Here is a 26,061-nt window from a genome sequence, read left to right on the forward strand (position 1 = left end):
TCGCGGCGGCGGTCAGCGTGCGGGATCAGCGAGTTGACGGCTGATCACCAGGCGCTGGATCTGGTTGGTGCCTTCGAAGATCTGCGTGATCTTCGCTTCCCGCATGAACCGTTCCACCGGGTGGTCGAGCACGTATCCCGCGCCGCCGAGCACCTGCACCGCATCGGTCGTGACCGCCATCGCCGTGTCGGTCGCGATCAGCTTGGCCACACTGGCCTGCCGGGTGTACGGCTGCCCGTTGTCCTTGCGGCGTGCGGCGACCAGGTAGGTCGCCCGGGCGGCTTCGGTCCTGGCGGCCATGTCGGCCAGCAGGAATCCGACGCCTTGGTGCTCGATGACCGGTCGCCCGAACGTCTGCCGCTCCCGGGCATAGTCGACCGCGTAGTCCAGAGCGGCCTGCGCGATGCCGACGGCGACCGCCGCGATCCCGAGCCGGCCTGCGTCGAGCGCCGACAGGGCGATCTGCATCCCCTGGCCAGGAGCGCCCACGAGTCTGTCCCCGGGGATGACCGCGTCCTCGAAGTGCATCTCGGCGGTGGTCGAGCTGCGCAGACCCATCTTGCGTTCCGGTGTTCCCGCGACGAGCCCTGCCGTGTCGGCGTCTACGTGGAAGCAGGAGATGCCCCGGCTCGCGTCGGGGGAGGTCCGCAGGAACACGGTGTAGAAGTCGGCCTGACCGGCGTGTGTGACCCAGGCCTTGGTGCCCCGTGCGGTCCAGCCGTGCGGCGCCTGTACGGCGGACGCGCGCAGCGCCCCGGGATCGGAACCCGCGTGGGCTTCGGACAGGGAGTACGCGCCCAGTGCCTCGCCGCTCAGCATCCGCGGCAGGAGTTCGGCCTGCTGCGCCTCGGTGCCGAACGTGGTCACCGGGTGACACGACAGCGTGTGCACACTCATGCCGACCGCCACCGCGGCCCAGCGCGCGGCGATCTCCTCCAGCACCTGCAGGTACACCGTGTAGGGCTGTCCCCCGCCGCCGACGTCCTCACCGAACGGCAGAGTCAGCAGCCCGACCTCGCCCAGGAGGCCGAAGACCTCCCGGGGGAACCGGCCGCTTTCCTCGAACTCGGCGGCCCGTGGCCCCAGTTCCTTGTCCGCGACGTCCGTGACCAGTTCCAGCAGGTCATAAGCCTCACGGGATGGCAGTTCGCGTTCCACTTTCACTGCTGGGCCCTCTTCTGCGGTCTCGTCCTGGTGGACTCGTGGATGACCACAGTCGACAGAGCGCCGCCCATGATGCAATTAACCTGCTGACATCTTGTTGTGCGCGCAAACTTTATGAAGTCTGATCAGGGTTCTACGCAAAGAACCTGCTCGCGAGTGAGGTGTGACCATGTCGGATACCGAGCACGTCGACAGTGTCGACAGCACGATCATCGACCTGCTGGTGCAGGACGGTCGAAGGTCGGTCACGGAGATCGCGGAGCAGGTCAGCCTGTCCCCCTCCGCCGTGAAGCGGCGCATCGACCGCCTCGAACGGGTCGGGGTGATCGCGGGCTACACGGTCGTCCTGGACCACGGCAAGCTCGGGTCCAGCTTCGAGGCCTTCGTCGAACTGAGGTTCTCGGGGGACGTCAAGGTCGAGATGATCACCATGGCGGCCACCAGCGTCACAGAGGTCCTGGAGGTCTTCACGGTGGCCGGGGATCCCGACGCGCTGGTCCGGGTCCGCGTGTCCGGCGTCCAGCATCTGCGCGATGTCATCGACCGGCTGCGCCGCTCCGGGCCGGTGATCGGGACGAAGACCTTGATGGTGCTGGGTGCGTGGCGGCGGGACGGCCGAGCCTGATCCAACGTGAGACCGAATTTGCCCAGTAGGCACATTGATTTGCCTACTGGGTTGACTTCCCTGGTTTGCCGGGCGCACGCTGAAGGAGGCCCAACAGCACCGAACAGGGAGGCATGAGCACATGTCCGTGTCGACTCAGAGCGCCGGCGCAGCGGATCCGGAGAGCATCGGCGAGCTCGACATACCCCAGCTGTCGGACGTGAAGGGTTCGGTCGAGGCCGAGCGCCGACACCGCAAGGAACAGCTGGCGATCGCCTTCCGGATCTTCGCGCGTTACGGGTTCGACGAAGGCATCGCAGGACACATCACGGCACGCGACCCGGAGTTCCCGGACCGGTTCTGGGTCAACCCGTACGCCGTGCACTTCTCGAAGATCCGGGTGAGCGATCTGCTGCTCATCGACGAGCAGGGTCAGGTGATCGAGGGCGATCGCCGCACCAACAAGGCCGCCTTCTGGATCCACTCCTCGATCCACCACGCGCGCCCCGACGTGGTCGCCGTCGCGCACGCTCATACGATCCACGGCCGGGCGTTCGCCTCGCTGAACAAGCTGCTCGACCCGATCGTCCAGGAATCGTGCGCCTTCGCCGGAGACCATGTGCTCTTCGACGAGTACAAGGGCCTGGTACTGGAGAAGGCGGAGGGCGAGCGCATCGCCGACCGCCTGAGAGACAGCAGGGCGGCGATCCTGCGCCATCACGGCTTGCTCACCGTGGGCCGGTCCGTCGAGGAGGCGGCCTGGTGGTTCATCACGATGGACCGGGCCTGCCAGATGCAGCTGCTGGCCGACGCGGCGGGCAAGCCGCGGATCATGAGCGACGAGGAAGTGACGCTGGCTCACCGGCAGTTCAGCAACGCCAACATGGCCCGGCACAACTTCAACCTCCTCGCCGGACTCGTGGTGGACGAGGAGCCCGACGTCCTGCAGTGAGGAGGTGCCGAGGTGTGTGCGCCGACCCTGAAATGAGAGTGGAACCGCAATGTCAATTCAACGAGTGAACCCGGAAGTTCTCGCACCTCCGATCCAGGGCCTCTACACCCACGCGGCGATCGGCACCGGCAGCCGCTTCATCGCGATCGCCGGGCAGATCGCGCTCGACTCCGACGGCGAGCTCGTCGGACCTGGAGACCATGAAGCACAGGCCGAACAGGCCTTCCGCAACTTCAGGGCCGCCCTGGAGGCCGCCGGAGCCGGCCCGGACGATCTGATCAAGAACACGATTCATGTCGTCGGCCACAAACCCGAGTTGATCGGTCCCATCTTCGCCGCGGGTCAACGTGCCTTCGACGGCGCGTGGCCGGTGTCAGCGAGCACTTTCCTCGGTGTGCAGACGCTCGGCCTGCCCGAGTGGCTCATCGAGGTCGATGGGTTCGCGGTTCTGCGGTGAGGCCCGCCGAGCGCCCGCACCACTCGGTCACGCCCGCTTCCCGCGTCTCCAACGCATCCATGACAAAGGAGTCCTGATGCCGCTCGTCCCTGGCGTGCAGCGCCTCATCGACATGGCCTCGGACGGTCCGTCGTTGGCTGACTTGCCCATCCAGCAGGCCCGGCTCCAACTCGACACGCTGGCGGCGAGCTTCGGCTCGGGTGACCGGGTCGGCTCGACCGCCGATGTCGACATCCCGACGCCGTCAGGAGCCATCGCCGCGAGGGTGTATCACCCGGAGGACGATTCCGGCCTGCCGCCATTGCTGTACTTCCACGGTGGCGGGTGGTCGGTCGGTGGGCTCAACACCTCTGACGCCTTGTGCCGCAAGCTCACCGCACGCAGCGGGGGCGTGGTGGTGAACGTCGACTACAGGCTGGCACCCGAGAACCCGTACCCCGCAGCCGTCGAGGACGCGCTCGCCGCAGCGGCCTGGCTCAGCCGGAAGGCCGCCGACCTCCATGCCGGCGGACCGGGGATCCTCGTCGGCGGTGACAGCGCCGGGGGCAATCTCGCCGCGGTCGTCGCGCAGGCCTCGCGGTCCACGGACGAGTTCACGGTACGTGCCCAACTGCTCATCTGCGCGGCGGTGAACCTTGGCCATCGCCGTGGCTCCTACGTCGAGTTCGCCAAGGGCTACTTCGTGTCGACGAGCGAGTTCGAGCACTGGATCAGCCTCTACGCCCCTGGGCAGGATCTGTCGGACCCCCGGCTGTCCCCGGCCGCCGCCCCCGAACTCACGGGCACACCTGCGGCCTTGGTCGTCACGGCCGAGTACGACCCGCTCCGTGACGCCGGGGAGGATTACGCCCGCGCTCTCCGAGCCGCCGGGGTCGACGTGTCCCTTTTCCGCGTGGACGGGCAGGTCCACGACTTCCCCGTGCTGGGCGATCTCATTCCCGAGGGCGACGCGGCGGTCGACGACATCGTCGCCCGGTGGCGCACGCTGCTCGCGGGCGGGCCTGACGTGAACTCCGCCTGATTTCCCCAGTACAGAGCGGCCATCGCGAGCACCCGCGATGGCCGCTGCTGTGTGCCCAGGCCCAACCCAGGCAGCGGCGCGGGGAGCTGAGTAAGCGCCCCGCACCCTGCCGTCGAACGACGTCAGAACCCGCGCCGGGCCCCACCGTCCACCGACAGCATCACCCCGGTTACATAGGAGGCCGCCGGCGACAGCATGAACGCGCCCGCACGGCCGAACTCCTCCGGCGCCCCGTACCGCCGCAGCGGAATCCCGGACTCGTTGGCGGCCCGCCTGGTCTCGGGATCGGGGGACAGCCCGTCCAGCTCGCGCATGCGATCCGTACCGATCCGCCCCGGCAGCAGCCCGAAAACGCGGATTCCGCGCGGGCCCAGCTCGTCCGCGAGTGACTTGGCGAACCCGGCGAGTCCGGGCCGCAGCCCGTTGGAGATGACCATCCCGGGGGCCGGTTCGTGCGCCGTGATGGACAGGACGAACCCGATGGAGCCTCCGTCTCCCAGCTCCGCGGCGGCCGCCCGGGCGAGCCGTACCGCGCCCAGGAACACCGACTCGAAGGCGGCCTGCCATTGCTCGTCGGTGTTGTCCGCGACATTGCCCGCGGGCGGTCCGCCGACGCTGACGAGGATGCCGTCGAAGCCGCCGAACAACTCCCGTGCGGTGGCGATCAGTTGCTGTGGCGCCTGCGGGTCGGAGTTGTCCACGGCGGCTCCGGCCGCGTTCGGCCCCAGTTCGGCCGCCGCCTCGGCGGCGCGCTTCTCGTCGCGGCCGGTGACGACCACCTTGGCGCCGTCGGCGACCAGTTCGCGGGCGACGGCGTAGCCCAGCCCGCGTGTGCCACCGGTGAGGACGTACACCCTGTCCTTCAGTCCGAGATCCATGACTCCCGTCCCCTTCTAGCGGCCGAGCGCCGTGGTGACGACCGCGTCCACCTGCGCCGCCAGCTTGGTGTCGTCCTCCTCCGTCCAGGCCCACACGACATGCCCGTCGGGCCGGATCAGGGCGGCGCGTACGTCCTCCCAGGCGTCCCGCGTCCGGTCGGGCGCCCCGCCGTGCACGGTGATCCGCTCCTGGGCCCGGTCGGAGAGCGCACCACCGGCCGTGAGGTCGAGCAGGACGTACGAGTCCGCCCGCAGCGCGCCGAACAGGGTGCTCTCCGCTGCGGTGAGGGTGAGGTCGGGGGCGCGGGTGCCGGTCACCGGGTGGGCCGTCGGGTCGGCGCTCGGGTAGGCGACGTCGAGCGCGGTGAGCCGGCCGGCCAGAAAGTCGCTGAACTCCCGTGACTCGGGGACCATCCGGCTGAGCAGGTCGCGCAGGGCGAGCCCCTCGGGCGAGAAGGCGTGGAACAGGTAGGTCTGCGCGCGGCTGTGCTCCATCAGTTGCTCGCCGACCGGGTACCGGTCGCTGTGGTAAGTGTCCAGCAGCCCGTCCGAGGCCCAGCCGTCGATCGTCGCGGCCAGCTTCCAGCCGAGGTTGAAGGCGTCCTGGAACCCGACGTTCATGCCGACGCCGCCGGTGGGGTAGTGCTGGTGGGCGGCGTCGCCCGCGAGCACGACACGTCCGCGCCGGTAGTGGGTGGCAAGACGGGTGGCGTTGCCGAAGCGGGAGAGCCAGGACGGGTCGCGCATGCCGAAGTCGTCACCGGCGATGTCGATGACCTTCTGCCGCAGTTCGTCCAGCGTGAGGTCGCCGGGCCACTCGGTGGTCGCGCTGTCGGGGCTGGTGCCGGCAATGCGCCACCGATTGTCGGGCAGCGGAATGATCATCAACCCGCCGCGCTCGTCGAAGCTGTTGAAGCCGGGCGGGGGCGGGTTGTCGAAGAGGACGTCGCCGAGCCAGCCGAGGTAGGTGGAGGGCGTGCCGGGGAAATCGATGCCGGCGGCCTCGCGCACGGTGCTCCGGGTGCCGTCACAGCCGGCGATGTATTCGGCCTGGATCTCGTACGGCCCCTCCGGCCCCTCCACTTGGACGGTCACCGAGTCCGCGTGCTCGGTGAAGCCGGTGACGCGATGCCCGCGCCGGATGGTGGCGCCGAGCCCGAGGGCGTACTCCTCGAAGAGCGCCTCGGTGCGGGCCTGGGGGATGAAGAGGGTGTAGGGGAACGGCGTGTCCAGGACGGAGAAGTCGAGCCGGTTGGCGAGGTTGGCGAAATGGCCCGTGGAGATCTTCAGGCTCTCGTCGAGGAACCGCTGGTGGATTCCGCGTGAGGCCAGTACTTCGACGCCGCGCGGGTGCACGGTGAGCGCCTTGGAGCGCTGGTCGATCTCGGTGCGTTCTTCCAGAACGGTCACGGAGATGTTGTTCAGCCGCAGTTCGGCGGCGAGCCAGAGCCCGACGGGGCCGCCTCCGGCGATGACGACCTGCTGAGTTTCCATACGATCACCCATTTCCTGGTCGAGTTCTTGGTCACTGACCAAGACCTTTATGGTGCAGTAAACTAGGTCAGTGACCAACAAGCAACAGAGCGACCGTCTGGATCCAGCCACGGTGATCCGCGCGGGACTGGACCTCCTGGACGAAAAGGGCCTGGACGCGGTGTCCACCAGAGCGGTCGCCGACCGCCTCGGCGTGCGGATCAACACCGTGCAGTGGCATGTGAAGACCAAGGCCCGAATGCTGGAGCTCATGGCGGACGCCGTACTCGGCGAAATCCCGCTGACCGGCCTGCCGGCCGCCCCCGACGAACGCGCCCGTGAGCTGACCCGCCGCTACCGTCGCGCTCTGCTGTCCCACCGCGACGGCGCCGCACTGGTGGTGGGTACCTACGCCGCCGAGCCGAACACCCTGCGCTTCGCGGAGACTCTGGTGGAGGCGCTGCTGAAGTCCGGGCTGGGCGACCGCGAGGCCGCGTGGACCGCGTGGGCGGTCACCTACTTCGCCCTGGGCCTCACCCAGGAGGAGCAGGCGGTCGGCCAGCGCCCACTGGGCGACATCCTGGCGAGCGCGATCTCCGGGACGACCTATCCCTCGCTCCACCGCGTGGCCGGACATCTCGCGCCGACGTCCTTCGACGAGCGGTTCGAATCCGGGGTGGCTGCGATCCTTGCTGGACGGTGAGGGGAAGGCCGGTCGATATTTGCCAACTCGGCAACATGCTTTGTCTATGTGGCGTGTATGTTACAACCATGGCGGACGAGAACGAGCTGGACGCTTGGGTAGGTCATCGGCTCAAAGACCTGCGCAGTGAACGCGGCATCACGCTGGTGACCTTGTCCGAGCAGACCGGCATCTCCGTCACGCACCTCTCCCGCCTGGAGAAGGGGCACCGGCAGCCGTCCATCGGCAGCCTCCTCCAGATCGCCCGGGTGTACGGGATCTCGGTGAGTGAGCTGATCCAGGAGCAGGAGCTGGAGGACTACCACCTCGTACGAGCCGACGATGCGGTCGAGCACCCCGGACAGGACGGGCACTACACCGTCCTGAGCGGCCCGGGGTCGACGATCGCGGTCATCCGTGTCGAGGTGGAACCCGGAAAGTCGACCAAGGACGCCAAGCACGCGGGCGAAGAGTGGCTGCACGTCCTGTCGGGCGGCGTCCTCTTCCGCCTGGACGGCAAGGACATCACCCTGAGCTCCGGCGATTCCCTTCACTTCGACTCGTCGAAGGTGCACCGCCTGACCAACAAGGGCGAGGAGCCCGCCACCGTGCTGGTCGCGTCGACCGCCGCGACGATGCCGATGCATCACCCTGTTCCGTCACCGAAATCCAGGCGCTGACCCTTCGCCGACCGGTCAGAGCAGCGCGAGCAGTTCGCGGGCCAGGACCTGGGGTTGCACCAGCACCTCGACGTGAGTGACCTCGGTGAGGGTGACCAGCCGGAACCCGCGTTTGGTCACGGCGGCAGCGGTGTCGTTGAAGAACTCCTGGGCCGCGCAGTGGATGTAGGTCACCTGCTTGCCGTCAAGGACTTCCTCGCTGCCGGGTCCCAGCGGTTCGGCGTGGGTGAGGCGGGGCATGGGGGTCAGGCGGTCCTCCAGCCATGTGGCGCCGTCCTCGTCGGCACCGAGCGCGCGCGGATCCAGTGGGGCGACCTCCCAGTCCGGGCCTCCCTCGGGGGCCGCGAACGCGTCCTCCAGCCAAGGAAGCACCGTGAAGGCCGACTCGCCGGTGGTGGGAGCGAAGGCGTCCACGTACACGATCCGGCTGATGCGATCCGGGGCGAGGGCCGCCACCCCGGTGATGACCATGCCGCCGTAGCTGTGGCCCACGAGGATCGCGTCGTCGACCCCCTCGACGGCGAGCAGGTCGGCCACCTCCTGGACATTGACGGAGAGCCCCACCTCCGGCCGGGAAAGATCGTGTTTCTCGGCGAACCCGGTGAGCGTGGGAGTCAGCACACGGTGGCCGGCCTCTTCCAGAACGGGCCGCATGCGGTCCCAGACCCACCCTCCACCCCAGGAACCGTGAATAAGTACGAATGTCGCCATTTCGCTCTTCCTCCTGCGAGTCGCGGGTCCCTGCGGACGGCTGCTCCCAGGATCAGGGGAGCAGCACATACGGTCAACCCACAGGGCGATTTAATTTGCCCAGTAGGCAAACACCACCCCGCAGTCGCACGCCCGTCACGCAGCCGAACCATGCGCGCCGCACACCAGACGACACCCGAAGAGAAGCGCGACAACGCCGCCGGTGATGTACCTCAGCGGCATCGGGCCGACCCCTCGAGAGGGATCGGCCGGCGTCGGGGTACTCCCGCCGACGCGTACAGCGGTCATCCTCCCCTCCTGACCTCAAGAAAGAAGGGAGGATCACCTCCGAAGCAGCACAGGTCAGGTCAGGTCAGGTCGAACTCGCCCTCCCGCGCCCCCGACACGAACGCGCCCCATTCCGCCGGGGTGAAGATCAAGGAAGGGCTCTCGGGCCGGCCACTGTTGCGCATCGCGATGAAGCCCTCGACAAAGGCGATCTGGACGTCTCCCCGTCCTCGGCTGCTGGAATGCCACTCTGCTGCACTGAGGTCCAGCTCCGGCTTGTCCCAGCCCGCGAGCGGGTGCTGCTCAATGGTGCTTTCGGCCACGTCCGTGCTCCTCCCGGTTCGTCGTCCGCGGTCAGCCTAGCGATCGGTTCGGGCGGCGGACAGGCCACGTGAGGGGGACGGTTTCAGGAGGCGGGCGGCGCGGCCCCGACCAGCCACATCGAGAAGAACTGGGATCCGCCGCCATAGGCGTGCCCCAGCACCCGGCGAGCCCCGTCGACCTGGTGATCTCCGGCCTGGCCGCGTACCTGAAGTGCCGCCTCGGCGAACCGGATCATGCCGGAGGCGCCGATCGGATTGGTGGAGAGCACCCCGCCCGACATGTTGACGGGCAGGTCCCCGTCAAGCTCCGTCACCCCGGCCTCGGTGAGCTTCCAGCCCTCTCCCTCCTCGGCGAAACCGAGGTTCTCCAGCCACATCGGCTCGTACCAGGAGAACGGTACGTACATCTCGACGGCGTCGATGTCACGGCGCGGGTCCGCGATCCCGGCCTGCCGGTACACGTCGGCCGCGCAGTCCTTGCCCGCCTGCGGCGAGACGAAGTCCTTGCCCGCGAAGAGCGTTGGCTCGCTGCGCATCGCGCCGCCGTGCAGCCAGGCGGGCGGCCGCGGCGAACGGGCCGCCCCCGCCCGGTCGGTGAGGACCATCGCGCACGCCCCGTCCGAGGACGGGCAGGTCTCCGAGTACCGGATCGGGTCCCACAGCATCGGCGAGGCCTGGACCTTCTCCAGCGTGATGTCGTGCTCGTGGAGATGCGCGTACGGGTTCTTGAGCGCGTTGCGGCGGTCCTTGTACGCGACCAGCGAGCCGACCGTGTCGGGCGCGCCCGTGCGCCGCATGTACGCCCGTACGTGCGGCGCGAAGAAGCCGCCCGCCCCGGCGAGAAGCGGCTGCGTGAAGGGGATCGGCAGCGACAGGCCCCACATGGCGTTCGACTCGGACTGCTTCTCGTAGGCGAGGGTCAGGACGGTGCCGTGGACGCGTCCCGCGATCAGGTTGGTGGCGACGAGTGCCGTCGATCCGCCGACCGAGCCCGCCGTGTGCACCCGGAGCATCGGTTTGCCGACGGCACCCAGCGCGTCGGCGAGATAGAGCTCCGGCATCATGACGCCCTCGAAGAAGTCGGGCGCCTTGCCGATGACGACCGCGTCGATGTCTGCCCACGTCAACTCCGCGTCGGCCAGTGCCCGTTGGGCGGCCTCGCGGACCAGTCCCGCCATCGACACGTCCCGTCGGGCGGCCACGTGCTTGGTCTGGCCGATGCCTACGACGGCCACGGGCTCCTTGCTCATCGGGCATCCCCTTCGAGTACGGCGACCAGGTTCTGCTGGAGGCACGGGCCCGAAGTGGCATGGGCCAGCGCCCGGTCGGACTCACCGCGATGGATACGGGCGGCGGCCTCACCGATGCGGATGAGCCCCGTCGCCATCACCGGGTTGGCGGCGAGCGCCCCTCCGGAGGGGTTGACGCTCACCTCGTCCCCCAGGCGCAGCGCCTTGCGCAGGACGACCTCCTGGGAAGTGAACGGGGTGTACAACTCGGCGGTGTCCACGGGCCGTTCGAAGGCGCCGGCCCGCTCGGCGGCGAGGCGCGTGGAGGGCGAGTCGGTCAGGTCGCGGACGCCCAGGCTGTGCGCCTCGATGCGGTGGTCGATGCCCCGGATCCAGGCGGGCCGCTCGCACAGTTCGCGGGCCCGCTCCCCCGCCGCGAGGATCACGGCGGCGGCTCCGTCGCCGACGGGCGGGCAGTCGCCGGTGCGCAAGGGACGTACGACGTAATCGCCCTGGTCGACCGAACCCCTCAGCTGGGCATGGGAGTTGGCGGACGCCGACGCGCGGCTACGGGAGGCCACACCGGCGAGCGCGGGTTCGTCGGTCTCGCCGGCGTCGATGAGCGCCTGCGCCTGCAGCGCCGCGAGCGCGACGGAGTCCGGCCAGAGCGGCGCCACGTAGTACGGGTCGAGCTGCCGGGTCAGGACGTCCCGTACGGAGCCGGGCGACGACTTGCCGTACCCGTACACGAGCGCGGTGTCGGCGTCGCCGGTCAGCAGCTTCGTCCACGCCTCGTACAGCGCCCATGCGCCGTCCATCTCCACGTGCGACTCGGAGATCGGCGGCCAGGCGCCCACCCCGTCGAGCGCCATGGTGAAGGAGAAGGCGCGCCCCGCGAGGTAGTCCGTGGAGCCGGAGCAGGTGAAGCCGATGTCGCTCGTCTTCAGCCCCGTCTGGTCGAGGACGTCGTGCAGGACCGGGATGAGCATCTCCACCTCGGAGTGCTCGTCACTGGTGCGCCGGTGGTCGGTCTGCGCGAAGGCGACCACGGCAATCTCACGCGTCACAGCAGCTCCTTGTACATCTCGTAGTCCGCGTCCGGCTCGCCGGTCGGCCGGTAGTGGTCGGGGTAGCGGCCGCCCGCCGTCCACACCGGCTCGACGCGCAGGCCCATCCGCACCTGGTCGTAGGGGATGCCGCCGATACGGCCGTGCAGCGCGAGGTCGGCGCCGTCGAGGGCGATGTGCGCGTAGACGTACGGCACTTCGATGTCGAGGTTCTTCGCCTTGATGTTGACGATGCAGTACGTCGTGACCGTGCCGCCCGGACCTACTTCCACCTGCTCTGATGTGGCGACCCCACATGTGGGGCACGCACCCCTTGGCGGGACGTACACCTTGCGGCAGGACGGGCAGCGCTCGCCGACGGTCCGCTGCTCGGAGAGGGCACTGATGTAGGCCGACTGGGCGCGGCCCGGCGAGTAGACGTAGTCGAGGCGGGCGGGGGCGACGATGCCCGTCACCATGTCCTCGAAGCGGCCGTCGTGCCCCTGCCCGGTGGGCTCCGGCGGATCGCCGTCGTACGGCTCGAAGCACGCGATGTCGGTGATGGCGCCGGAGCGTTCGCCGGCCCAGCGGATGCGGACGCGCATGCCGGTGTGGACGGCGTCGGGGCCGGGGGCGTCGAGGGCGTGCAGCAGGCCGGTGTCGGCGCCGTCGAGCTGGACCAGGACCCAGGCGAAGGGGGTGTCCAGGGGCTGGCCGCGGCGGGGTTCGTGGTTCCAGGCCCAGGTGGTGACGGTGCCGGTGGGGGCGACTTCGACCAGGTCGCGTATCTCCTCGGCGGTGACGGGGTCGTACTCGACGGGCGGGACGAGGGTCCGGCCGTCGCCGGTCCGCACACCGAGCACGACGCGCTCGCGCAGACCGGTGAGGAACGCGCTCTGGACGGGGCCGAGCGAGCGGGTGAAGGGGAACTCGACGACGAGGGGGGCTTTGAGGACTTCGGGCATCCCGGATGTCTCCTTCGGAGGTCAGGCGCGCCGGTAGACGGGCGGGCGCTTCTCGGCGAAGGCCCGGGACCCTTCCTTGGCGTCGGCGGTGTCGAAGACCGGCCAGCCGCGGGCCAGTTCGGAGGCAAGTCCGTCGGTCTCGGTCATCTCGGCGGTCTCGTACACGGACGCCTTGACGGCCTCGACGGCCAGCGGGCCGCAGGCGTTGATCTGCTCGGCGATCGCGAGGGCCTTGTCCAGGGCGGTTCCGTCGGGGACGACATGCCCGATCAGGCCGATGTCGGCGGCTTCCCGCGCCGTGTACGGGCGGCCGGTGAGCAGCATTTCGAGGGCGTGGGTGCGCGGGATCTGACGCTGGAGGCGGACCGTCGAGCCGCCGATCGGGAACAGGCCGCGCCGCACCTCGAACAGCCCGAAGGTCGCCGACCGGCCGGCGACACGGATGTCGGTGCCCTGGAGGATCTCGGTGCCGCCCGCGACGCAGTGTCCTTCGACGGCGGCGATCACCGGCTTGCGGGGACGGTGGTGACGGAGCATCGCCTTCCAGTGCAGATCCGGGTCCGCCTTCATCCGGTCCCGGTACTCCTGGCCCTCCATTCCCTGGCCGGCCAGCGCCTTGAGGTCCATTCCGGCGCAGAAGGCGCCTCCCGCGCCGGTGAGCACGATCGAGCGGATCGCGTCGTCCTCGTCGGCCTCGGTCCAGCCGTCGTAGAGGCCGACCAGCATCGGCAGCGAGAGCGCGTTCTTGGCCTCCGGCCTGTTGAGCGTGAGCACCAGTGTGGCGCCTTCGCGCTGCACGGTGAGGTGTTCCGTACCACCCATTTGGCTTCCTCCCCGTCTGGGACCGTCCCGGACCGATTCCGTCGACTCCGGTCGTCTCCGGTCGTCTCTCGTCGTCTCCGACCGTCTCGGATGCGAGAACAGGTTGCAGGAGGCGCGGAGCCAGTACAAGAGTTTTCTGACAGGTAGTCAGATTTCTTCTGCGCGGACCCTTCACAGTTGGGTCCGGCTTTGCTCTGATGACCGTCGAGCCGATGGCGCCGAGCCGATGGGCCGCCAAAAGTCGTCCGGGGTCAGGAGGAGCGGTGGAGTACAACCTTGCCGACCTGTTCGAGTCGGTCGTCGACGTGGTCCCCGACCGCGAGGCACTCGTGTACATCGACCACCCCGGCACGGGCGCGGAACGCCGGCTGACGTACGCGCAGTTGGACGCGGCCGCGAACCGCATCGCGCACCATCTGATCGACAGCGGCATCCGCCCCGGCGAGCACCTCGGGCTGCACCTCTACAACGGCGTCGAGTACCTGCAGACCGTGCTGGGCTGCCTGAAGGCGCGGGTCGTCCCGGTCAACGTCAACTACCGCTACGTGGAAGAGGAGTTGGTCTACCTCTACCGGGACGCGGATCTGGTGGCCCTGGTCTTCGACGCGGAGTTCACCGAGCGGGTGGCGGCGGCGCTGCCGCGAGCCTCGACCCTGCGGCATCTCATACGTGTGGGGGCGGCACCCGCGTCCACCGCTTCATCGCCGCCCCTCGTGGACTTCGCCGACGCGGAGGCCGCTGGATCCCCGGAGCGGGGCTTCCCGGCACGCTCGGCGGACGACCAGTTCATCATCTACACCGGCGGTACGACCGGGATGCCCAAGGGTGTGATGTGGCGTCAGGAGGATCTCTTCTTCTCCGGGTTGGGCGGTGGAGCCCCGACGGGCGAGCCGGTCAAGAGTCCTGAGGAGCTGGCCGAGCGCGTCGCGGCCGGAGGCGAGGGCATCACCTTCTTCCCCACTCCCCCGCTGATGCACGGCACCTCGACACTCACCGCCTTCATCGGCTTCAACTTCGGCCAACGCATCGTGATCCACCGCAAGTTCGCACCGGAGGAAGTACTGCGGACGATCGAGAAGGAGAAGGTCACCAGCGTGTCCCTGGTCGGCGACGCGATGCTGCGGCCACTGATCGACGCGCTGAACGGCCCCTTGAAGGGAACCGACTGCTCCTCCATGTTCAGCGTGTCCTCGTCCGGCGCGATCATGTCGGAGACGGTGCGCGAGCAGTTCCAGGCGCTCGTTCCGAACGTGATGCTGCTCAACAACTTCGGCTCGTCGGAATCCGGCTTCAACGGCACGGCGACGGCCGACTCGGGGCCGGAGCGGGGTTTCCGGATCCGCGTCAACTCGCGTACGCAGGTGGTGGATCCGGCCACCTACGAGCCGGTCGCGGTCGGCGAGCCGGGGCGGGTGGCACAGCGCGGCCACGTGCCCCTCGGCTACTACAACGACCCGAAGAAGACCGCCGAGACCTTCTTCCAGAAGGGCGACGAGCGCTGGGTACTCCTCGGCGACATGGCCACCGTCGACGAGGAGGGCATCGTCACCGTCCTCGGCCGCGGCTCCCAGTGCATCAACACCGGCGGCGAGAAGGTCTACCCGGAAGAGGTCGAACAGGCCCTCAAGTCCCACCCGGACGTCTACGACGCCCTCGTCGCCGGTGTACCGGACGAGACGTGGGGCAACCACGTGGCAGCAGTGGTCCAACTCCGCCGCGGCGCGGACCACCCGTCCCTGGACGACATCCAGACCCACTGCCGCACCCACCTCGCGGGCTACAAGATCCCGCGCCAGCTCGTCATCACGGAGACCATCCAGCGGTCACCGAGCGGGAAGGCGGACTATCGGTGGGCACGGTCGGTTGCGGCGGAGGCGGCTCGCTGAGTCTCCATTTGTGGCACAGAGCCCCTATCTCAGGCGAAAAACGGCAAGAGCCCGCATCTCAGGCGAACCGCTCCCGCAACTCCCGTTTGAGGATCTTCCCGCTCGCGTTGCGCGGCAGCTCGTCCACGAACAGCACTCGCTTGGGCGCCTTGAAGTGGGCGAGCTTCTCCCGTGCGTGCGCGAGGAGTTCCGCCTCGCCGACCTCGCCGCGGGGGACCACGACCGCCGTGACCGCCTCGATCCAGCGCTCGTCGGGAAGGCCGATCACCGCAACCTCGGCGACTCCCTCGTGCGTGTACAGCGCGTCCTCTACCTGGCGTGAAGCGACCAGTACGCCACCGGAGTTGATGACGTCCTTCACCCGGTCGACGACGGTGAAGTAGCCGTGGGCGTCCCGCACGACGAGGTCCCCGGAGTGGAACCAGCCGTCGCGGAAGGCCTCGGCCGTCTCCTCCGGCTTCTCCCAGTACCCCTCGCACAACTGCGGTGAGCGGTAGATGACTTCGCCCTGTGTCCCGTCTGGCACCTCCTTGCCGTTCTCGTCGACCACCCGCGCGTCGACGAACAGGACAGGGCGTCCGCAGGAGTCCATCCGCCCCTTGTGCTCGTCGGGCGCGAGGACGGTGGCCAGGGGGCCGATCTCGCTCTGGCCGAAGCAGTTGTAGAAGGCCAGCTTCGGCAGCCGTTCGCGCAGCCGTTCCAGGACGGGCACCGGCATGATCGAGGCCCCGTAGTACGCCTTGCGCAGTCCGCTCAGGTCGCGTGAAGCGAAGTCGGGACGGTTCGACAGGCCGATCCACACGGTGGGCGGCGCGAACAGGCTGTCCGCGCGGCCGGCCTCGATCAGGTCGAAGATCTGATCGGCGTCGGGCGCGTCGAGGATGATGTTCGTCGCGCCGACCGCGAGATACGGCAGCAGGAACACGTGCATCTGCGCCGAATGGTAGAGCGGCAGCGAGTGCACGGGCCGGTCCCCCGCGCTCAGGTCGAGGGCGGTGATCGCGCTCAGGTACTCGTGCACGAGGGCGCGGTGCGTCATCATCGCGCCCTTGGGCAGGGCAGTGGTGCCCGACGTGTAGAGCAACTGCACGAGGGTCTCGCTGCGTGGCTCGGCGCCGTCGTGGGCGGGTGCCGTGTCCAGCCGTGCGAGCAGTGAGTCGTCCGCGTCACGCAGTGGCAATGTGCGTACGCCGTCGGGGAGTTGATGGGCAAGGTCCGGGTCTGCCAGGACCAGTGAGCTGCCGGACTGACCGACGATGTACGCGAGGTCCTCGCCGGTCAGGTTCTGATTGACGGGCACGTGTACCAGTCCCGCGCGTGCGCAGGCCAGGAAGCCGATGAGGTACGCGTCCGAGTTGTGGCCGTAGGCTCCGACGCGGTCGCCCGGATCGAGTCCCTGCTCCAGCAGGACGCCCGCCGCACGGGAGACGGCCTCGTCGAGTTCCGCGTAGGTCCAGGAGCGCTCTCGGTAGTCGACCGCGACGCGAGCCGGGACACGCCGGGCGCTGCGCCGCAGGACTCCGTCAACCGTGCTGCCGTGTTCAGGCTTCATGACACGTGATCCTGGGTCCGCCGTACGAAGGAGGTCAAGCGACGCACGTAGATCGGGAGCACCCACCCCAAGGCTCCGGTGACCCGACGGCTCTGACCACTCCGCCGGAGCCGACCGCTCCGGTCGCCCCGACGCATCAGGAGTAGCGGTTCATGGCGAGGGCAAGCGGTGCGCTGCCGGACTCATCGTCCTCGGCGCTGTGCCGCCACCGCCCCCGTGTACGTCTCCCGCGTCAGATCCTGAGGACCGATACCGAGTTCGGCGAGGACCGCACGCACGTCGTCAAGGGCGGCCGTGACGTCGTCCTCGGCAACCAGGGTTTCCACCTCCAGGAACATCCCGTCGATCTCGGGAACCCGGACCAGCGTGGCGAGCATCCGTCGGCCGCGGGCCTCGAAGTCGTAGTTGCGGCACCGCTTCGAGAAGGCGATCGCCGGAACATAGCCGAGCCCCTGCAGGATGGCGTGCGCCGCCTGGGAATCGTCTACACGGGTTTCGCGCTCGGGCTTCGAGCCGGAGGCCTCGTCGACCGTCGCGTCCTTGAACGTCAGCAGCGTCCGCAGGCCGTTCGGGCTGCGGACGGTCCGCACGCGCAACTCCTGGTCCTGCCTCTCCAGCGAGCCGTCGGGCAGATCATAATAGGTGTCCTGGTACACCTCGATGCGAGCCTCGGCGCGCTCGTCCAGCTGCCCCATGACCGCCTCGGGTGAACGAACCCGAGCTTTCAACTCCACCTCGATCACAGGCCGTTCCCCTCTCCTCGGACCGTGCGCCACACACCGTCGATGATCGCCTCGACCATCCTGCGGAAGCCCCAGGGGGCAGGCACCCGCACGGTATCTCCATCACCTTGTACGTCGCGCTCGCGCGGACGCGCCAGTCGCAGCAGGCCCTGACCGTCGTCACGGCACAGGCAGAAGGGATGCCCGACCGGGTCGAAGAGCACCCGCACGTTGTCCTGCGGTTGAACCGGCGCCAGGGACGCTCCCAGTCCTGGCGGCCGTCCGTCGGTCCCCGGCACAATCCTCGGCATGAAGATCACCGCTCGCGAGCTCAACCGGGCCACGCTGAGCCGCCAACTCCTGCTGGAGCGGGAGCCGCTGAACGTCGTCGACGCGGTGCGTCGCGTTGTCGCGCTGCAGGCGCAGCACCCCGCTTCGCCGTACCTCGCGTTGTGGAATCGGCTCGCCGGCCTTTCCCTGGCCGATCTGGACGACGCCTTCACGGGCCGCGCGGTCGTCAAGGCGACCCTGATGCGGATCACGCTGCACGCGGTCCATGCCGACGACTACCAGGTGTTCCGCGAGGCGATGCAGCCGACGCTGTACGGCTCGCGTCTGGGCTACCGCTTCGCTGACGCGGGGCTCACTCCCGCGGACGGCGAGGAGCTGGTGCCGGAGCTGCTGGCGTTCGCCGACGCCCCGCGGACGGCCGCCGAGATGCAGGTATGGGTCGAAGAGCGGCTCGGCGCGGAGAAGAAGGCAGGGGCATGGTGGGGACTGCGGGCGTACGCACCGCTGCTTCATGTGCCGACCGGCGGGCCGTGGTCGTTCAACACCCGGTCGTCGTACGTCGCGGCGCGCACAGGTCCCGTGCCCACGGGGCGGGAGGCGGCACCGCAGGCGCTGCAGACGCTCGTCCTGCGCTATCTGGAGGGGTTCGGTCCGGCCTCGGTGGCGGACGTGGCCCAGTTCGCCATGGTGCAGCGCGCGCCGATCCGCGAGGCGCTACGCGCACTCGGCGGCTCCCTCGATCAGTTCGAAGGACCCGACGGCACCGACCTGTTCGACATCCCCGGCGCCCCGCGCCCGCCCTCGGACACTCCGGCCCCACCTCGGCTCATGGCCATGTGGGACAGCACCCTGCTGGCCTACGCCGACCGCAGCCGTATGATCCCGCCCGCCTATCGCCGCCTGGTGATCCGCAACAACGGCGACGTGTTGCCCACCCTGCTGGTCGACGGCTACGTCGCCGGCGTATGGCGCCCGGTCGACGGCGGCATCGAGGCCACGGCCTTCCACGACCTTCCGCCCGAGGCGTGGGAGGCACTCGCCGAGGAGGCGCGGTACCTGACGACGGTGCTGGCCGACCGCGACCCCCGGGTCTACAGCCGCTACGACCACTGGTGGGCCAGGCTTCCCGACACTCGGGCACGACTGCTTCCGGCCTAGAGGGTTTCTCTCCGATCAGGCGGGCGGACCAGCTGCTGGTGGACCGTGCGACGGCGTTGCGTCCCGCGGCAGACAACCAGCACGGCCGGCGTCACACCACTCGGGTACGCCCCTCCCAGTACGGATCCCGCAGCCGCCGCTTGTAGAGCTTCCCGTTCGGATCGCGCGGCATCGTCTCGATGAAGTCGACGCTCTTGGGGCGCTTGTATCCCGCGAGTTGCTGTTCGCAGTGGTCGAGGATGTCCGCGGCGAGGGCGGCGCCGGGCTCATGTCCGGGCGCGGGCTCGACCACCGCCTTGACCTGCTCGCCCCAGTCGTCGTGCGGGATGCCGAAGGCGGCCGCGTCGGCGACGGCGGGGTGGGTGAGCAGCGCGGCCTCGATCTCGGCCGGGTAGATGTTGACCCCGCCCGAGATGATCATGTCGATTTTGCGGTCGCGGAGGAAGAGGTAGCCGTCCTCGTCGAGGAGGCCGAGGTCGCCGACGGTGAAGAAGTCGCCGATGCGGTTCTTCTTCGTCTTGCTCTCGTCCTTGTGGTACGAGAATCCGCCGGTGCTCATCTTCATGTAGACGGTGCCGAGTTCACCGGGCGGCAGCCGGTTTCCGTCGTCGTCGAAGACGGCAAGTTCGCTGATCGGCCAGGCCTTGCCGACCGTGCCGGGCTTCTTCAGCCAGTCCTCGGCGGTCGCGAAGGCCCCGCCGCCCTCGCTGGCCGCGTAGTACTCCTCGACGCACTCGCCCCACCACTCGATCATGGCCCGCTTCACGTGGTCGGGACAGGGCGCGGCGCCGTGGATGGCATGCCGCATCGACGACACGTCGTACGCCTGCCTTATGTGGTCCGGCAACGCGAGCAGTCGGTGGAACTGGGTCGGGACCATATGGGTGTGCGTGCAGGCATGGGTGTCGATGACACGGAGCATCTCTTCGGGCGTCCACTTGTCCATCAGCACCAGCCGGTGGCCGATGTGCAGGGACGCGCCCGCGAACTGGAGCACTGCGGTGTGGTAGAGCGGCGAGCAGACGAGGTGCACATTGTCGTCGTACGGCTTGATGCCGAAGATTCCGAGGAAGCCGCCGAGGTACGTCTCCTCGGGGAGTTTGCCGGGCAGCGGGCGCCGGATGCCGCGGGGGCGGCCCGTGGTGCCCGAGGTGTAGTTCATGACCCAGCCGAGCGTGCGGTCCTCGGGTGCCGACTCGGGCTGTCCGTCCAGGAGTTCGGCGTACGGCCGGAAGCCCGCGAGCGGGCCGACCGCGTATCGGTGCGTGGCGGGGAGCTTGGCCTCGTCGGCGGCGTGGCGGGCGGCGTCCGCGAACCGCTCGTGCGCGATGAGCACCTTGGCGCCCGAGTCGGAGACGATCCAGGCGATCTCGGGGCCGACGAGGTGGTGGTTGACGGGAACGAGATAGAAGCCCGCCTGGGAGGCGGCGAGGTAGGCGACGAAGAACTCGACGCTGTTGGGCAGGACGACCGCGAAGGCGTCGCCGCGTGCCAGGCCTGCGGCGCGCAGGCCGTGGACCAGCTGGTTGGCCGAGGCGTGCAGCCGGCCGGCGGTCCACTCGTCTCCGTCCGGGGTGATCAGGACCGTACGCCCGGGGTCCGCTGCGGCCTGGGCCCAGAAACCGTTCGGCGGCGTGGCCCCCGCCGCACTCGCATCCTTGCTCACGACTGCTCGCCCCTTCCCGCGATGCGGTTGATCCGGTCGACGGCGTGCTCGAACCCCCGGGTCAGATCGTCGAAAACGGCCTGGACGCTGCGTTCGCTGTTCATCCGGCCGACGATCTGCCCGACGGGTGTGCCGAGCAGCGGCTCCACCTCGTACTTCTGGATCCGGGAGAGCGCCTCGGCCACGAGCAGTCCCTGCAACGGCATGGGAAGCGTGCCGGGCCCGTTCGGGTCGTCCCAGGCGTCGGTCCACTCGGTGCGCAGCTGACGTGCCGGCTTGCCGGTCAGCGCGCGGGAACGGACCGTGTCGCCGGACCCTGCGGCGAGCAGCTTGCGCGTGACGCCGCGCGAGTGCATGTCCGCCTCTGTCACGGTCAGCCACACGGAGCCGAGCCACACACCTTGGGCGCCGAGGCTGAGCGCGGCGGCCACCTGCTGCCCGCTGCCGATGCCGCCCGCCGCGAGTACGGGCAACGGGTCGACGGCGTCCACGACTTCCGGCGTCAGCACCATCGAGGCGATCTCCCCGGTGTGGCCGCCCGCCTCGTAGCCCTGCGCGACGACGATGTCGATGCCGCCCTCGGCGTGCTTGCGGGCGTGCCGGGCACTGCCCGCGAGGGCGGCGACGAGCACCCCCCGCTCGTGGGCGCGCTCCACGACATCGACGGGCGGGGAGCCGAGCGCGTTGGCGAGCAGCTTGATCGGGTACTCGAAGGCGACGTCGAGCTGGTTGCGGGCGACCTGCTCCATCCACCCCGTGATACGCCACCCGGACACCTCGCCCTCGGCGAGTTCGGGTACGCCGTACTTGGCCAGGGTGTCCGTGACGTACTGCCGATGCCCCTCGGGGATCATCGCCTCGACGTCGGCTTCCGTCACACCCTCCACCTTCTTGGCCGGCATGACGACGTCCAGGCCGTAGGGCATGCCGTCGACATTGGCCTCGATCCAGTCGAGGTCGCGTTTGAGGTCGTCGGGGGCGGTGTAGCGGACCGCGCCGAGCACACCGAAGCCGCCCGCGCGGCTGATGGCCGCGGCGACGGCGGGAAACGGCGTGAAGCCGAAGATGGCGTGCTCGACTCCCAGTCTCTTGCTCAGCTCCGTCTGCATGGCCGCAGGATGCCGCAGTCCTCCGGACGAGGGAAGACCTTTTCTGATGCTCCGTCAGATTTACCGGAACCGCCCGCCACGGTTGACACACTCTTCCCCTGACAGGAAAGTTTCACCCCGCAAGGCGAACCAGGAAAGATACTTTCAGGCGGCGCGGCGGGAGACTTCTCGATGACCGATGAAGCAACGGGTGGAGCACACAGCGGGCTGACCCGTCGTCAACTGGGCAGACGGGTGGCGGCCTTGGGCGGCGCGCTGGCCATCGCCCCCTTCCCCGCTGGGCCCGCCACTGCCTCCGAGAGAAGTGGTGCCGGACTGCCCACACTGCGGCACGGATCGGCCGAGCGCGCCGGACTGCTCTCGGGCCATCTGCGCCAACTGGTCGCCGACGCCGAGGCGTTCCTCGGCCCCTCCCCCAAACACCCCTGGTACGCGGGCGCCGTCCTCCTCGCCGGGCGCGGCGGCACAGTGGCCCTGCATCAGCCGATCGGCATGGCGGTGCGCTACGCGGCGTACGACGAGAAGACCGACACCGGAGTCGAGTTCCCCGCCGACCAGCAGATCGCGGCGGCCGAGGACACCGTCTACGACCTGGCCTCCGTCTCGAAGCTGTTCACGTCGATCCTCGCGGTCCAGCAGATCGAGCGCGGCGCGCTGGCTCTGGAGACGACGGTCGCCTCGTACCTCCCCGAGTTCGCGGGCGGCGGCAAGCAGGGCATCACGATCCGCCAACTCCTCACCCACACCTCGGGCTTCCGCGCCTGGATCCCGCTCTACAACGCGCCGACCCACCAGGGAAAACTCCAACTCATCTGGAACGAGGCCCCGCTCAACCCGCCGGGCACCAAGTACCTCTACTCGGACCTGAATCTGATCTCGCTCCAGCTCGTTCTGGAGAAGATCACGGGCCGCACGCTCGACACTCTCCTCCGCGAGGAGATCACCGCCCCGCTCGGCATGCACCGCACCCGCTACAACCCGCCCGCCTCCTGGAAGCCGAAGATCGCCGCCACCGAGGACGCGCGGCTGCCCTGGTCGGGGCTGAACCGGGGCCTTGTGTGGGGTGAGGTGCACGACGAGAACGCGTACTCCCTCGGCGGGGTGGCCGGCCACGCGGGCGTCTTCTCCTGTGCCTGGGACCTCGCGATCCTCGGCCGCACGCTGCTCAACGGCGGCGCGTACGGCAGGGCGCGCATCCTGGAGCCGGAGACGGTGGACCTGATGTTCACCGACTTCAACACGGCCTTCCCGGGCGACGAGCACGGCCTCGGCTTCGAGCTGTACCAGCACTGGTACATGGGCGCGATGGCCACCCCTCGCACCGCGGGCCACACCGGCTTCACCGGCACCTCGCTCGTCCTCGACCCGACGACCGACTCCTTCCTGATCGTCCTCGGCAACTCCGTCCATCCCGCCCGCAGTTGGCGATCCGGCTCCGCTCCCCGGGTCGCCGCGGCGAACAACCTGGCCCGCGCCGTACCGGTCCGCCCCGCGCGCGGCCGCACGTCCTGGTTCTCCGGGATGACGGGCACGACGACGGCCACACTGACGCTGCCCGCGCTCGACACGGCCACCGGTCCCGCGCGCCTGCGCTGCGCACTGTGGTGGGACACCGAACCCCAGGCGGACCGCCTCTCCCTGGAGTCCTCGGCCGACGGCGGCACGACCTGGCAGCCGGTTCCCTTCACGACGGCCCCGCACGGCGAGGAACCGCAGGAGCACCCCACCGGGTCGGTCACCGGCTGGTCGGGACGGGTCTGGCACCGGCTCACCGCGGACCTGCCCCAGGCGCGGCAGCTCACCACGCGCTGGCGGTACGCGACCGACCAGCTGTACGTCGGCCGTGGCGCCTACGTCGACGCACTCCGGGTCGACTCCGGCCACCAGGTCCTCTTCGACGAGGCACGTCCGGCGGACGCCGCGCGCATTGTTGCGGTGGGCTGGGTGGCGTCCCGGGACTGAAGGCTCGAAGGTGAGATGTGTGCGTCACGGACCACATCCGCCATGAAGGCCCGCATCCACCGGGAACAGGAAAGGGAGCGACAGCATGGGAAGGATCATCGTCACCGAATTCGTCTCGCTCGACGGCGTCCTCGAGGCGCCCGGCGGAGGCGAGGGCTTCAAGTACGACGGCTGGAGCTTCGAGATCGACCGTGGGGACGAAGGCAACCAGTTCAAGCTCGACGAGACGCAGGACTCGGACGCGCTGCTGCTCGGCCGGGTCACCTACGAAGGGTTCGCCGCCGCCTGGCCCTCTCGCGAGGGCGAGTTCGCCGACAAGTTCAACAGCATGCCCAAGTACGTCGTCTCCTCGACCCTCGACAAGGCCGAGTGGAACAACTCCACGGTGCTCAGCGGCGACGTCGTCGAGGACGTGGCGAATCTCAAGGAGACGCAGCCCGGGAACATCGTGGTCCACGGCAGCGCCCGACTGGTGCAGACCCTCATCGAGAAGGACCTCGTCGACGAGCTCCGCCTGATGGTCTTCCCGGTCGTCCTCGGGACCGGGAAGCGCCTCTTCGGGGCGACGTCGGACAAGAAGCGTCTACGTCTGACGGACTCCAGGGTCGTCGGCGACGGGGTCACCATCCTCACGTTCGAGCGCACGGGACAGCCGGAGGAGGCGACCGCCTAGCGCGTGCCGCCAAGGCCCGGCTCCTCCAGCACAGCCATCGCCGCGTTGTGCCCGGGCACCCCGCTCACCCCTCCGCCACGCACCGCGCCCGCCCCGCACAGCAGGACGTTCGCGTGCCGCGTCTCCACGCCCCAGCGCCCGGTGTCCTCCTGCGCGTACGGGAAGGCGAGGTCGCGGTGGAAGATGTTGCCGCCGGGCAGCCGCAGGTCGCGTTCCAGGTCGAGCGGGGTCTTCGCCTCGATGCAGGGGCGGCCGTCGGCGTCGGTGGCCAGGCAGCCGACGAGGGGTTCGGCGAGGTGGGCGTCCAGCTGCGCAATGGTCGACTTCAGCAGCTCGTCACGTACGGCGTCGTTGTCACGTGCGAAGAGCCTGGCCGGCGTGTGCAGTCCGAAGAGCGTGAGGGTCTGGTAGCCCTGCTCGACCAGGTCCCGGCCGAGGATGCTCGGGTCGGTGAGCGAGTGGCAGTAGATCTCGGAGGGCGGCGCGGTGGGCAGCTCACCGGCCTCGGCCTGTGCGTGGGCGGTGGCCAACTGCTGGTATCCCTCGGCGATGTGGAAGGTCCCGGAGAACGCCTCGCGCGGATCCACGGAGGTGTCGCGCAGCCTCGGCAGACGCTTCAGGAGCATGTTCACCTTGAGCTGGGCGCCCTCGGCCGGAGCGGGCGGCTCATCGCCGGTGAGACGCGCGAGCTCCTGCGGCGAGGCGTTCACCAGGACGTGCCGGGTCGCGACGACGCCCTCGCCGTCCGCGCTCCGGTAGGTGACCTCGGCGGCCCGCCCGTCCGTCTCGATCCGCAGGGCCTCGTGGCCGGTCGCGATCACGACGCCCGCGTTGCGCGCCGCCACGGCGATCGCGTCCGTCAGGGCGCCCATGCCGCCGACCGGCACGTCCCAGGCACCGGTGCCGCCGCCGATCACGTGGTAGAGGAAGCAGCGGTTCTGCCGCAGCGAGGGGTCGTGGGCATCCGCGAAGGTCCCGATGAGGGCGTCGGTGAGGACCACACCGCGTACGAGGTCGTCGGCGAAGTACTCCTCCACGGCGGCGCCCATCGGCTCCTCGAAGAGCACCCGCCACGCCTCCTCGTCGTCGACCCGCCGACGCAGCTCGTCCCGCGTGGGCAGCGGCTCAGTGAGCGTCGGGAACACCCGCTGGGCGACGCGGCCCGTCATCCCGTAGAACCGCTGCCACGCCGCGTACTCGCCGTCCGATCCGGTCAGCCGCGCGAACGCCTCACGGGTGCGCCGCTCACCGCCGCCGACAAGCAGTCCGGTCGCCTTGCCGTCGCGCTCGACGGGCGTGTACGAGGAGACGGTGCGCCCACGTACCCGGAAGTCCAGCCCGAGATCCCGCACGATCTTCCGCGGCAGCAGGCTGACCAGGTACGAGTAGCGCGACAGCCGCGCGTCGACCCCGGCGAACGGCCGCGTGGACACGGCGGCCCCACCGGTCGTCCCCAGCCGCTCCAGCACCAGCACCGACCGCCCGGCCCGGGCCAGATAGGCAGCGGCGACGAGCCCGTTGTGTCCCCCGCCGACGATCACGGCGTCGTATCCCTCGAGTGCAGGCATGCTTCTTGGTAACACGCGATGATCTACGGCGGCCAGAGGTACGCGGCAAGCGGCGGGCACCCGTACGGGGCTGGGCTGGGTCGCGCCCCCGCAGGGGCGCGGGGAACTGCGCGACAAGCCCCCACAGCCCGCAGCAAACAAACGACCCAGGGGGCCTGGGGCGCAGCCCCAGAGAAATGGGACGGATAGGGGCGGCGGGG

24 protein-coding genes and 1 pseudogene are annotated in these 26,061 nt (G+C 69.4%); 10 read left to right on the plus strand and 15 right to left on the minus strand.

Features of this window, described 5'->3' with window-relative positions:
- Nucleotides 1-12 precede the first annotated feature (12 nt).
- Nucleotides 13-1,164: an acyl-CoA dehydrogenase family protein gene (locus OG219_RS04020; protein WP_266822914.1), complete on the minus strand. Its 1,152-nt coding sequence runs from the start codon at nucleotides 1,162-1,164 to the stop codon at nucleotides 13-15.
- A 169-nt stretch (nucleotides 1,165-1,333) separates the two neighbouring features.
- Between OG219_RS04020 and OG219_RS04025 the strand changes: the two genes are divergently transcribed.
- The 4 genes from OG219_RS04025 to OG219_RS04040 all read left to right on the plus strand — a co-directional run bounded on the left by OG219_RS04025 (nucleotide 1,334) and on the right by OG219_RS04040 (nucleotide 4,198).
- Nucleotides 1,334-1,789, plus strand: a complete 456-nt coding sequence (locus OG219_RS04025) for an Lrp/AsnC family transcriptional regulator (RefSeq protein WP_266822916.1) — start codon at nucleotides 1,334-1,336, stop codon at nucleotides 1,787-1,789.
- A gap of 121 nt (nucleotides 1,790-1,910) precedes the next feature.
- On the plus strand, nucleotides 1,911-2,720 hold the full coding sequence (locus tag OG219_RS04030; RefSeq protein WP_266822918.1) for a class II aldolase/adducin family protein: 810 nt from the start codon (nucleotides 1,911-1,913) through the stop codon (nucleotides 2,718-2,720).
- Between the two features lie 49 nt (nucleotides 2,721-2,769).
- Nucleotides 2,770-3,177: a RidA family protein gene (locus OG219_RS04035; protein WP_266822920.1), complete on the plus strand. Its 408-nt coding sequence runs from the start codon at nucleotides 2,770-2,772 to the stop codon at nucleotides 3,175-3,177.
- 76 nt (nucleotides 3,178-3,253) lie between these two features.
- A complete protein-coding gene (locus tag OG219_RS04040) occupies nucleotides 3,254-4,198 on the plus strand; it encodes an alpha/beta hydrolase (protein WP_266822922.1) in 945 nt (314 codons plus the stop codon).
- A 122-nt stretch (nucleotides 4,199-4,320) separates the two neighbouring features.
- On the opposite strand, the gene OG219_RS04045 is transcribed toward OG219_RS04040, so the two are convergent.
- Both OG219_RS04045 and OG219_RS04050 read right to left on the minus strand, forming a co-directional pair.
- Nucleotides 4,321-5,076, minus strand: coding sequence for an SDR family oxidoreductase (locus OG219_RS04045; protein ID WP_266822924.1), 756 nt, complete (start codon nucleotides 5,074-5,076; stop codon nucleotides 4,321-4,323).
- A 15-nt stretch (nucleotides 5,077-5,091) separates the two neighbouring features.
- Nucleotides 5,092-6,570: an FAD-dependent monooxygenase gene (locus tag OG219_RS04050; RefSeq protein ID WP_266822926.1), complete on the minus strand. Its 1,479-nt coding sequence runs from the start codon at nucleotides 6,568-6,570 to the stop codon at nucleotides 5,092-5,094.
- 70 nt (nucleotides 6,571-6,640) lie between these two features.
- Between OG219_RS04050 and OG219_RS04055 the strand changes: the two genes are divergently transcribed.
- Both OG219_RS04055 and OG219_RS04060 read left to right on the plus strand, forming a co-directional pair.
- Entirely contained in the window at nucleotides 6,641-7,252 is a 612-nt protein-coding gene (locus OG219_RS04055) for a TetR/AcrR family transcriptional regulator C-terminal domain-containing protein (protein ID WP_266822928.1), read from the plus strand.
- A gap of 68 nt (nucleotides 7,253-7,320) precedes the next feature.
- Nucleotides 7,321-7,911, plus strand: coding sequence for a helix-turn-helix domain-containing protein (locus OG219_RS04060; protein WP_266822930.1), 591 nt, complete (start codon nucleotides 7,321-7,323; stop codon nucleotides 7,909-7,911).
- 15 nt (nucleotides 7,912-7,926) lie between these two features.
- On the opposite strand, the gene OG219_RS04065 is transcribed toward OG219_RS04060, so the two are convergent.
- The 6 genes from OG219_RS04065 to OG219_RS04090 form a co-directional block, all read right to left on the minus strand.
- The gene (locus tag OG219_RS04065) at nucleotides 7,927-8,622 is read right to left on the minus strand and encodes an alpha/beta fold hydrolase (RefSeq protein ID WP_266822932.1); all 696 of its coding nucleotides are present in this window, start codon (nucleotides 8,620-8,622) and stop codon (nucleotides 7,927-7,929) included.
- Between the two features lie 347 nt (nucleotides 8,623-8,969).
- The gene (locus tag OG219_RS04070; RefSeq protein WP_266470230.1) at nucleotides 8,970-9,212 is read right to left on the minus strand and encodes a DUF397 domain-containing protein; all 243 of its coding nucleotides are present in this window, start codon (nucleotides 9,210-9,212) and stop codon (nucleotides 8,970-8,972) included.
- 83 nt (nucleotides 9,213-9,295) lie between these two features.
- The gene (locus OG219_RS04075; RefSeq protein ID WP_266822933.1) at nucleotides 9,296-10,462 is read right to left on the minus strand and encodes a thiolase domain-containing protein; all 1,167 of its coding nucleotides are present in this window, start codon (nucleotides 10,460-10,462) and stop codon (nucleotides 9,296-9,298) included.
- Complete coding sequence (locus tag OG219_RS04080; protein ID WP_266822935.1) at nucleotides 10,459-11,508, minus strand: thiolase domain-containing protein; 1,050 nt, start codon at nucleotides 11,506-11,508, stop codon at nucleotides 10,459-10,461. The genes OG219_RS04075 and OG219_RS04080 overlap by 4 nt, the downstream gene beginning before the upstream one ends.
- The gene (locus OG219_RS04085) at nucleotides 11,505-12,452 is read right to left on the minus strand and encodes a Zn-ribbon domain-containing OB-fold protein (protein ID WP_266822937.1); all 948 of its coding nucleotides are present in this window, start codon (nucleotides 12,450-12,452) and stop codon (nucleotides 11,505-11,507) included. Before OG219_RS04085 ends, OG219_RS04080 begins: the two co-directional genes overlap by 4 nt.
- A 21-nt stretch (nucleotides 12,453-12,473) precedes the next feature.
- Nucleotides 12,474-13,274 (minus strand): crotonase/enoyl-CoA hydratase family protein, encoded by an 801-nt coding sequence (locus tag OG219_RS04090; RefSeq protein WP_266822939.1) that lies wholly within the window; start codon nucleotides 13,272-13,274, stop codon nucleotides 12,474-12,476.
- 263 nt (nucleotides 13,275-13,537) lie between these two features.
- Between OG219_RS04090 and OG219_RS04095 the strand changes: the two genes are divergently transcribed.
- On the plus strand, nucleotides 13,538-15,160 hold the full coding sequence (locus OG219_RS04095; RefSeq protein ID WP_266822941.1) for an acyl-CoA synthetase: 1,623 nt from the start codon (nucleotides 13,538-13,540) through the stop codon (nucleotides 15,158-15,160).
- Nucleotides 15,161-15,218: 58 nt separating this feature from the next.
- Here OG219_RS04095 and OG219_RS04100 read toward each other — a convergent pair whose 3' ends face one another.
- From OG219_RS04100 to OG219_RS04110, 3 genes and pseudogenes are all read right to left on the minus strand, one after another.
- Nucleotides 15,219-16,712 (minus strand): acyl-CoA synthetase, encoded by a 1,494-nt coding sequence (locus OG219_RS04100; protein WP_266822942.1) that lies wholly within the window; start codon nucleotides 16,710-16,712, stop codon nucleotides 15,219-15,221.
- A gap of 182 nt (nucleotides 16,713-16,894) precedes the next feature.
- The gene (gene cyaB, locus OG219_RS04105) at nucleotides 16,895-17,455 is read right to left on the minus strand and encodes a class IV adenylate cyclase (protein ID WP_266822943.1); all 561 of its coding nucleotides are present in this window, start codon (nucleotides 17,453-17,455) and stop codon (nucleotides 16,895-16,897) included.
- A 167-nt stretch (nucleotides 17,456-17,622) separates the two neighbouring features.
- A pseudogene (locus OG219_RS04110) lies at nucleotides 17,623-17,700 on the minus strand (VOC family protein); the annotation flags it as partial.
- Nucleotides 17,701-17,743: 43 nt separating this feature from the next.
- On the opposite strand from OG219_RS04110, the gene OG219_RS04115 reads away from it, so the two are divergent.
- A complete protein-coding gene (locus OG219_RS04115; RefSeq protein WP_266822944.1) occupies nucleotides 17,744-18,883 on the plus strand; it encodes a winged helix DNA-binding domain-containing protein in 1,140 nt (379 codons plus the stop codon).
- 91 nt (nucleotides 18,884-18,974) lie between these two features.
- Here the strand turns inward: OG219_RS04115 and OG219_RS04120 are convergent, their stop codons facing one another.
- Nucleotides 18,975-20,549: an acyl-CoA synthetase gene (locus tag OG219_RS04120; protein WP_266822945.1), complete on the minus strand. Its 1,575-nt coding sequence runs from the start codon at nucleotides 20,547-20,549 to the stop codon at nucleotides 18,975-18,977.
- A complete protein-coding gene (locus OG219_RS04125) occupies nucleotides 20,546-21,658 on the minus strand; it encodes a nitronate monooxygenase family protein (protein ID WP_266822946.1) in 1,113 nt (370 codons plus the stop codon). Before OG219_RS04125 ends, OG219_RS04120 begins: the two co-directional genes overlap by 4 nt.
- Before the next feature lie 171 nt (nucleotides 21,659-21,829).
- Here OG219_RS04125 and OG219_RS04130 point away from each other — a divergent pair, with 171 nt between their 5' ends.
- Together OG219_RS04130 and OG219_RS04135 are read left to right on the plus strand one after the other, a co-directional pair.
- Complete coding sequence (locus tag OG219_RS04130; RefSeq protein WP_266822947.1) at nucleotides 21,830-23,620, plus strand: serine hydrolase; 1,791 nt, start codon at nucleotides 21,830-21,832, stop codon at nucleotides 23,618-23,620.
- 85 nt (nucleotides 23,621-23,705) lie between these two features.
- Nucleotides 23,706-24,293 (plus strand): dihydrofolate reductase family protein, encoded by a 588-nt coding sequence (locus OG219_RS04135; RefSeq protein ID WP_266822948.1) that lies wholly within the window; start codon nucleotides 23,706-23,708, stop codon nucleotides 24,291-24,293.
- Here the strand turns inward: OG219_RS04135 and OG219_RS04140 are convergent.
- Nucleotides 24,290-25,861 carry an NAD(P)/FAD-dependent oxidoreductase gene (locus OG219_RS04140; protein WP_266822949.1) on the minus strand — a complete coding sequence of 524 codons (1,572 nt, stop codon included), beginning with the start codon at nucleotides 25,859-25,861 and terminating at the stop codon, nucleotides 24,290-24,292. The two genes, OG219_RS04135 and OG219_RS04140, sit on opposite strands and share 4 nt — an antisense overlap.
- Nucleotides 25,862-26,061 lie beyond the last annotated feature (200 nt).

Source organism: Streptomyces sp. NBC_00038 (genome assembly GCF_026343635.1).
GTDB lineage: Bacteria > Actinomycetota > Actinomycetes > Streptomycetales > Streptomycetaceae > Streptomyces.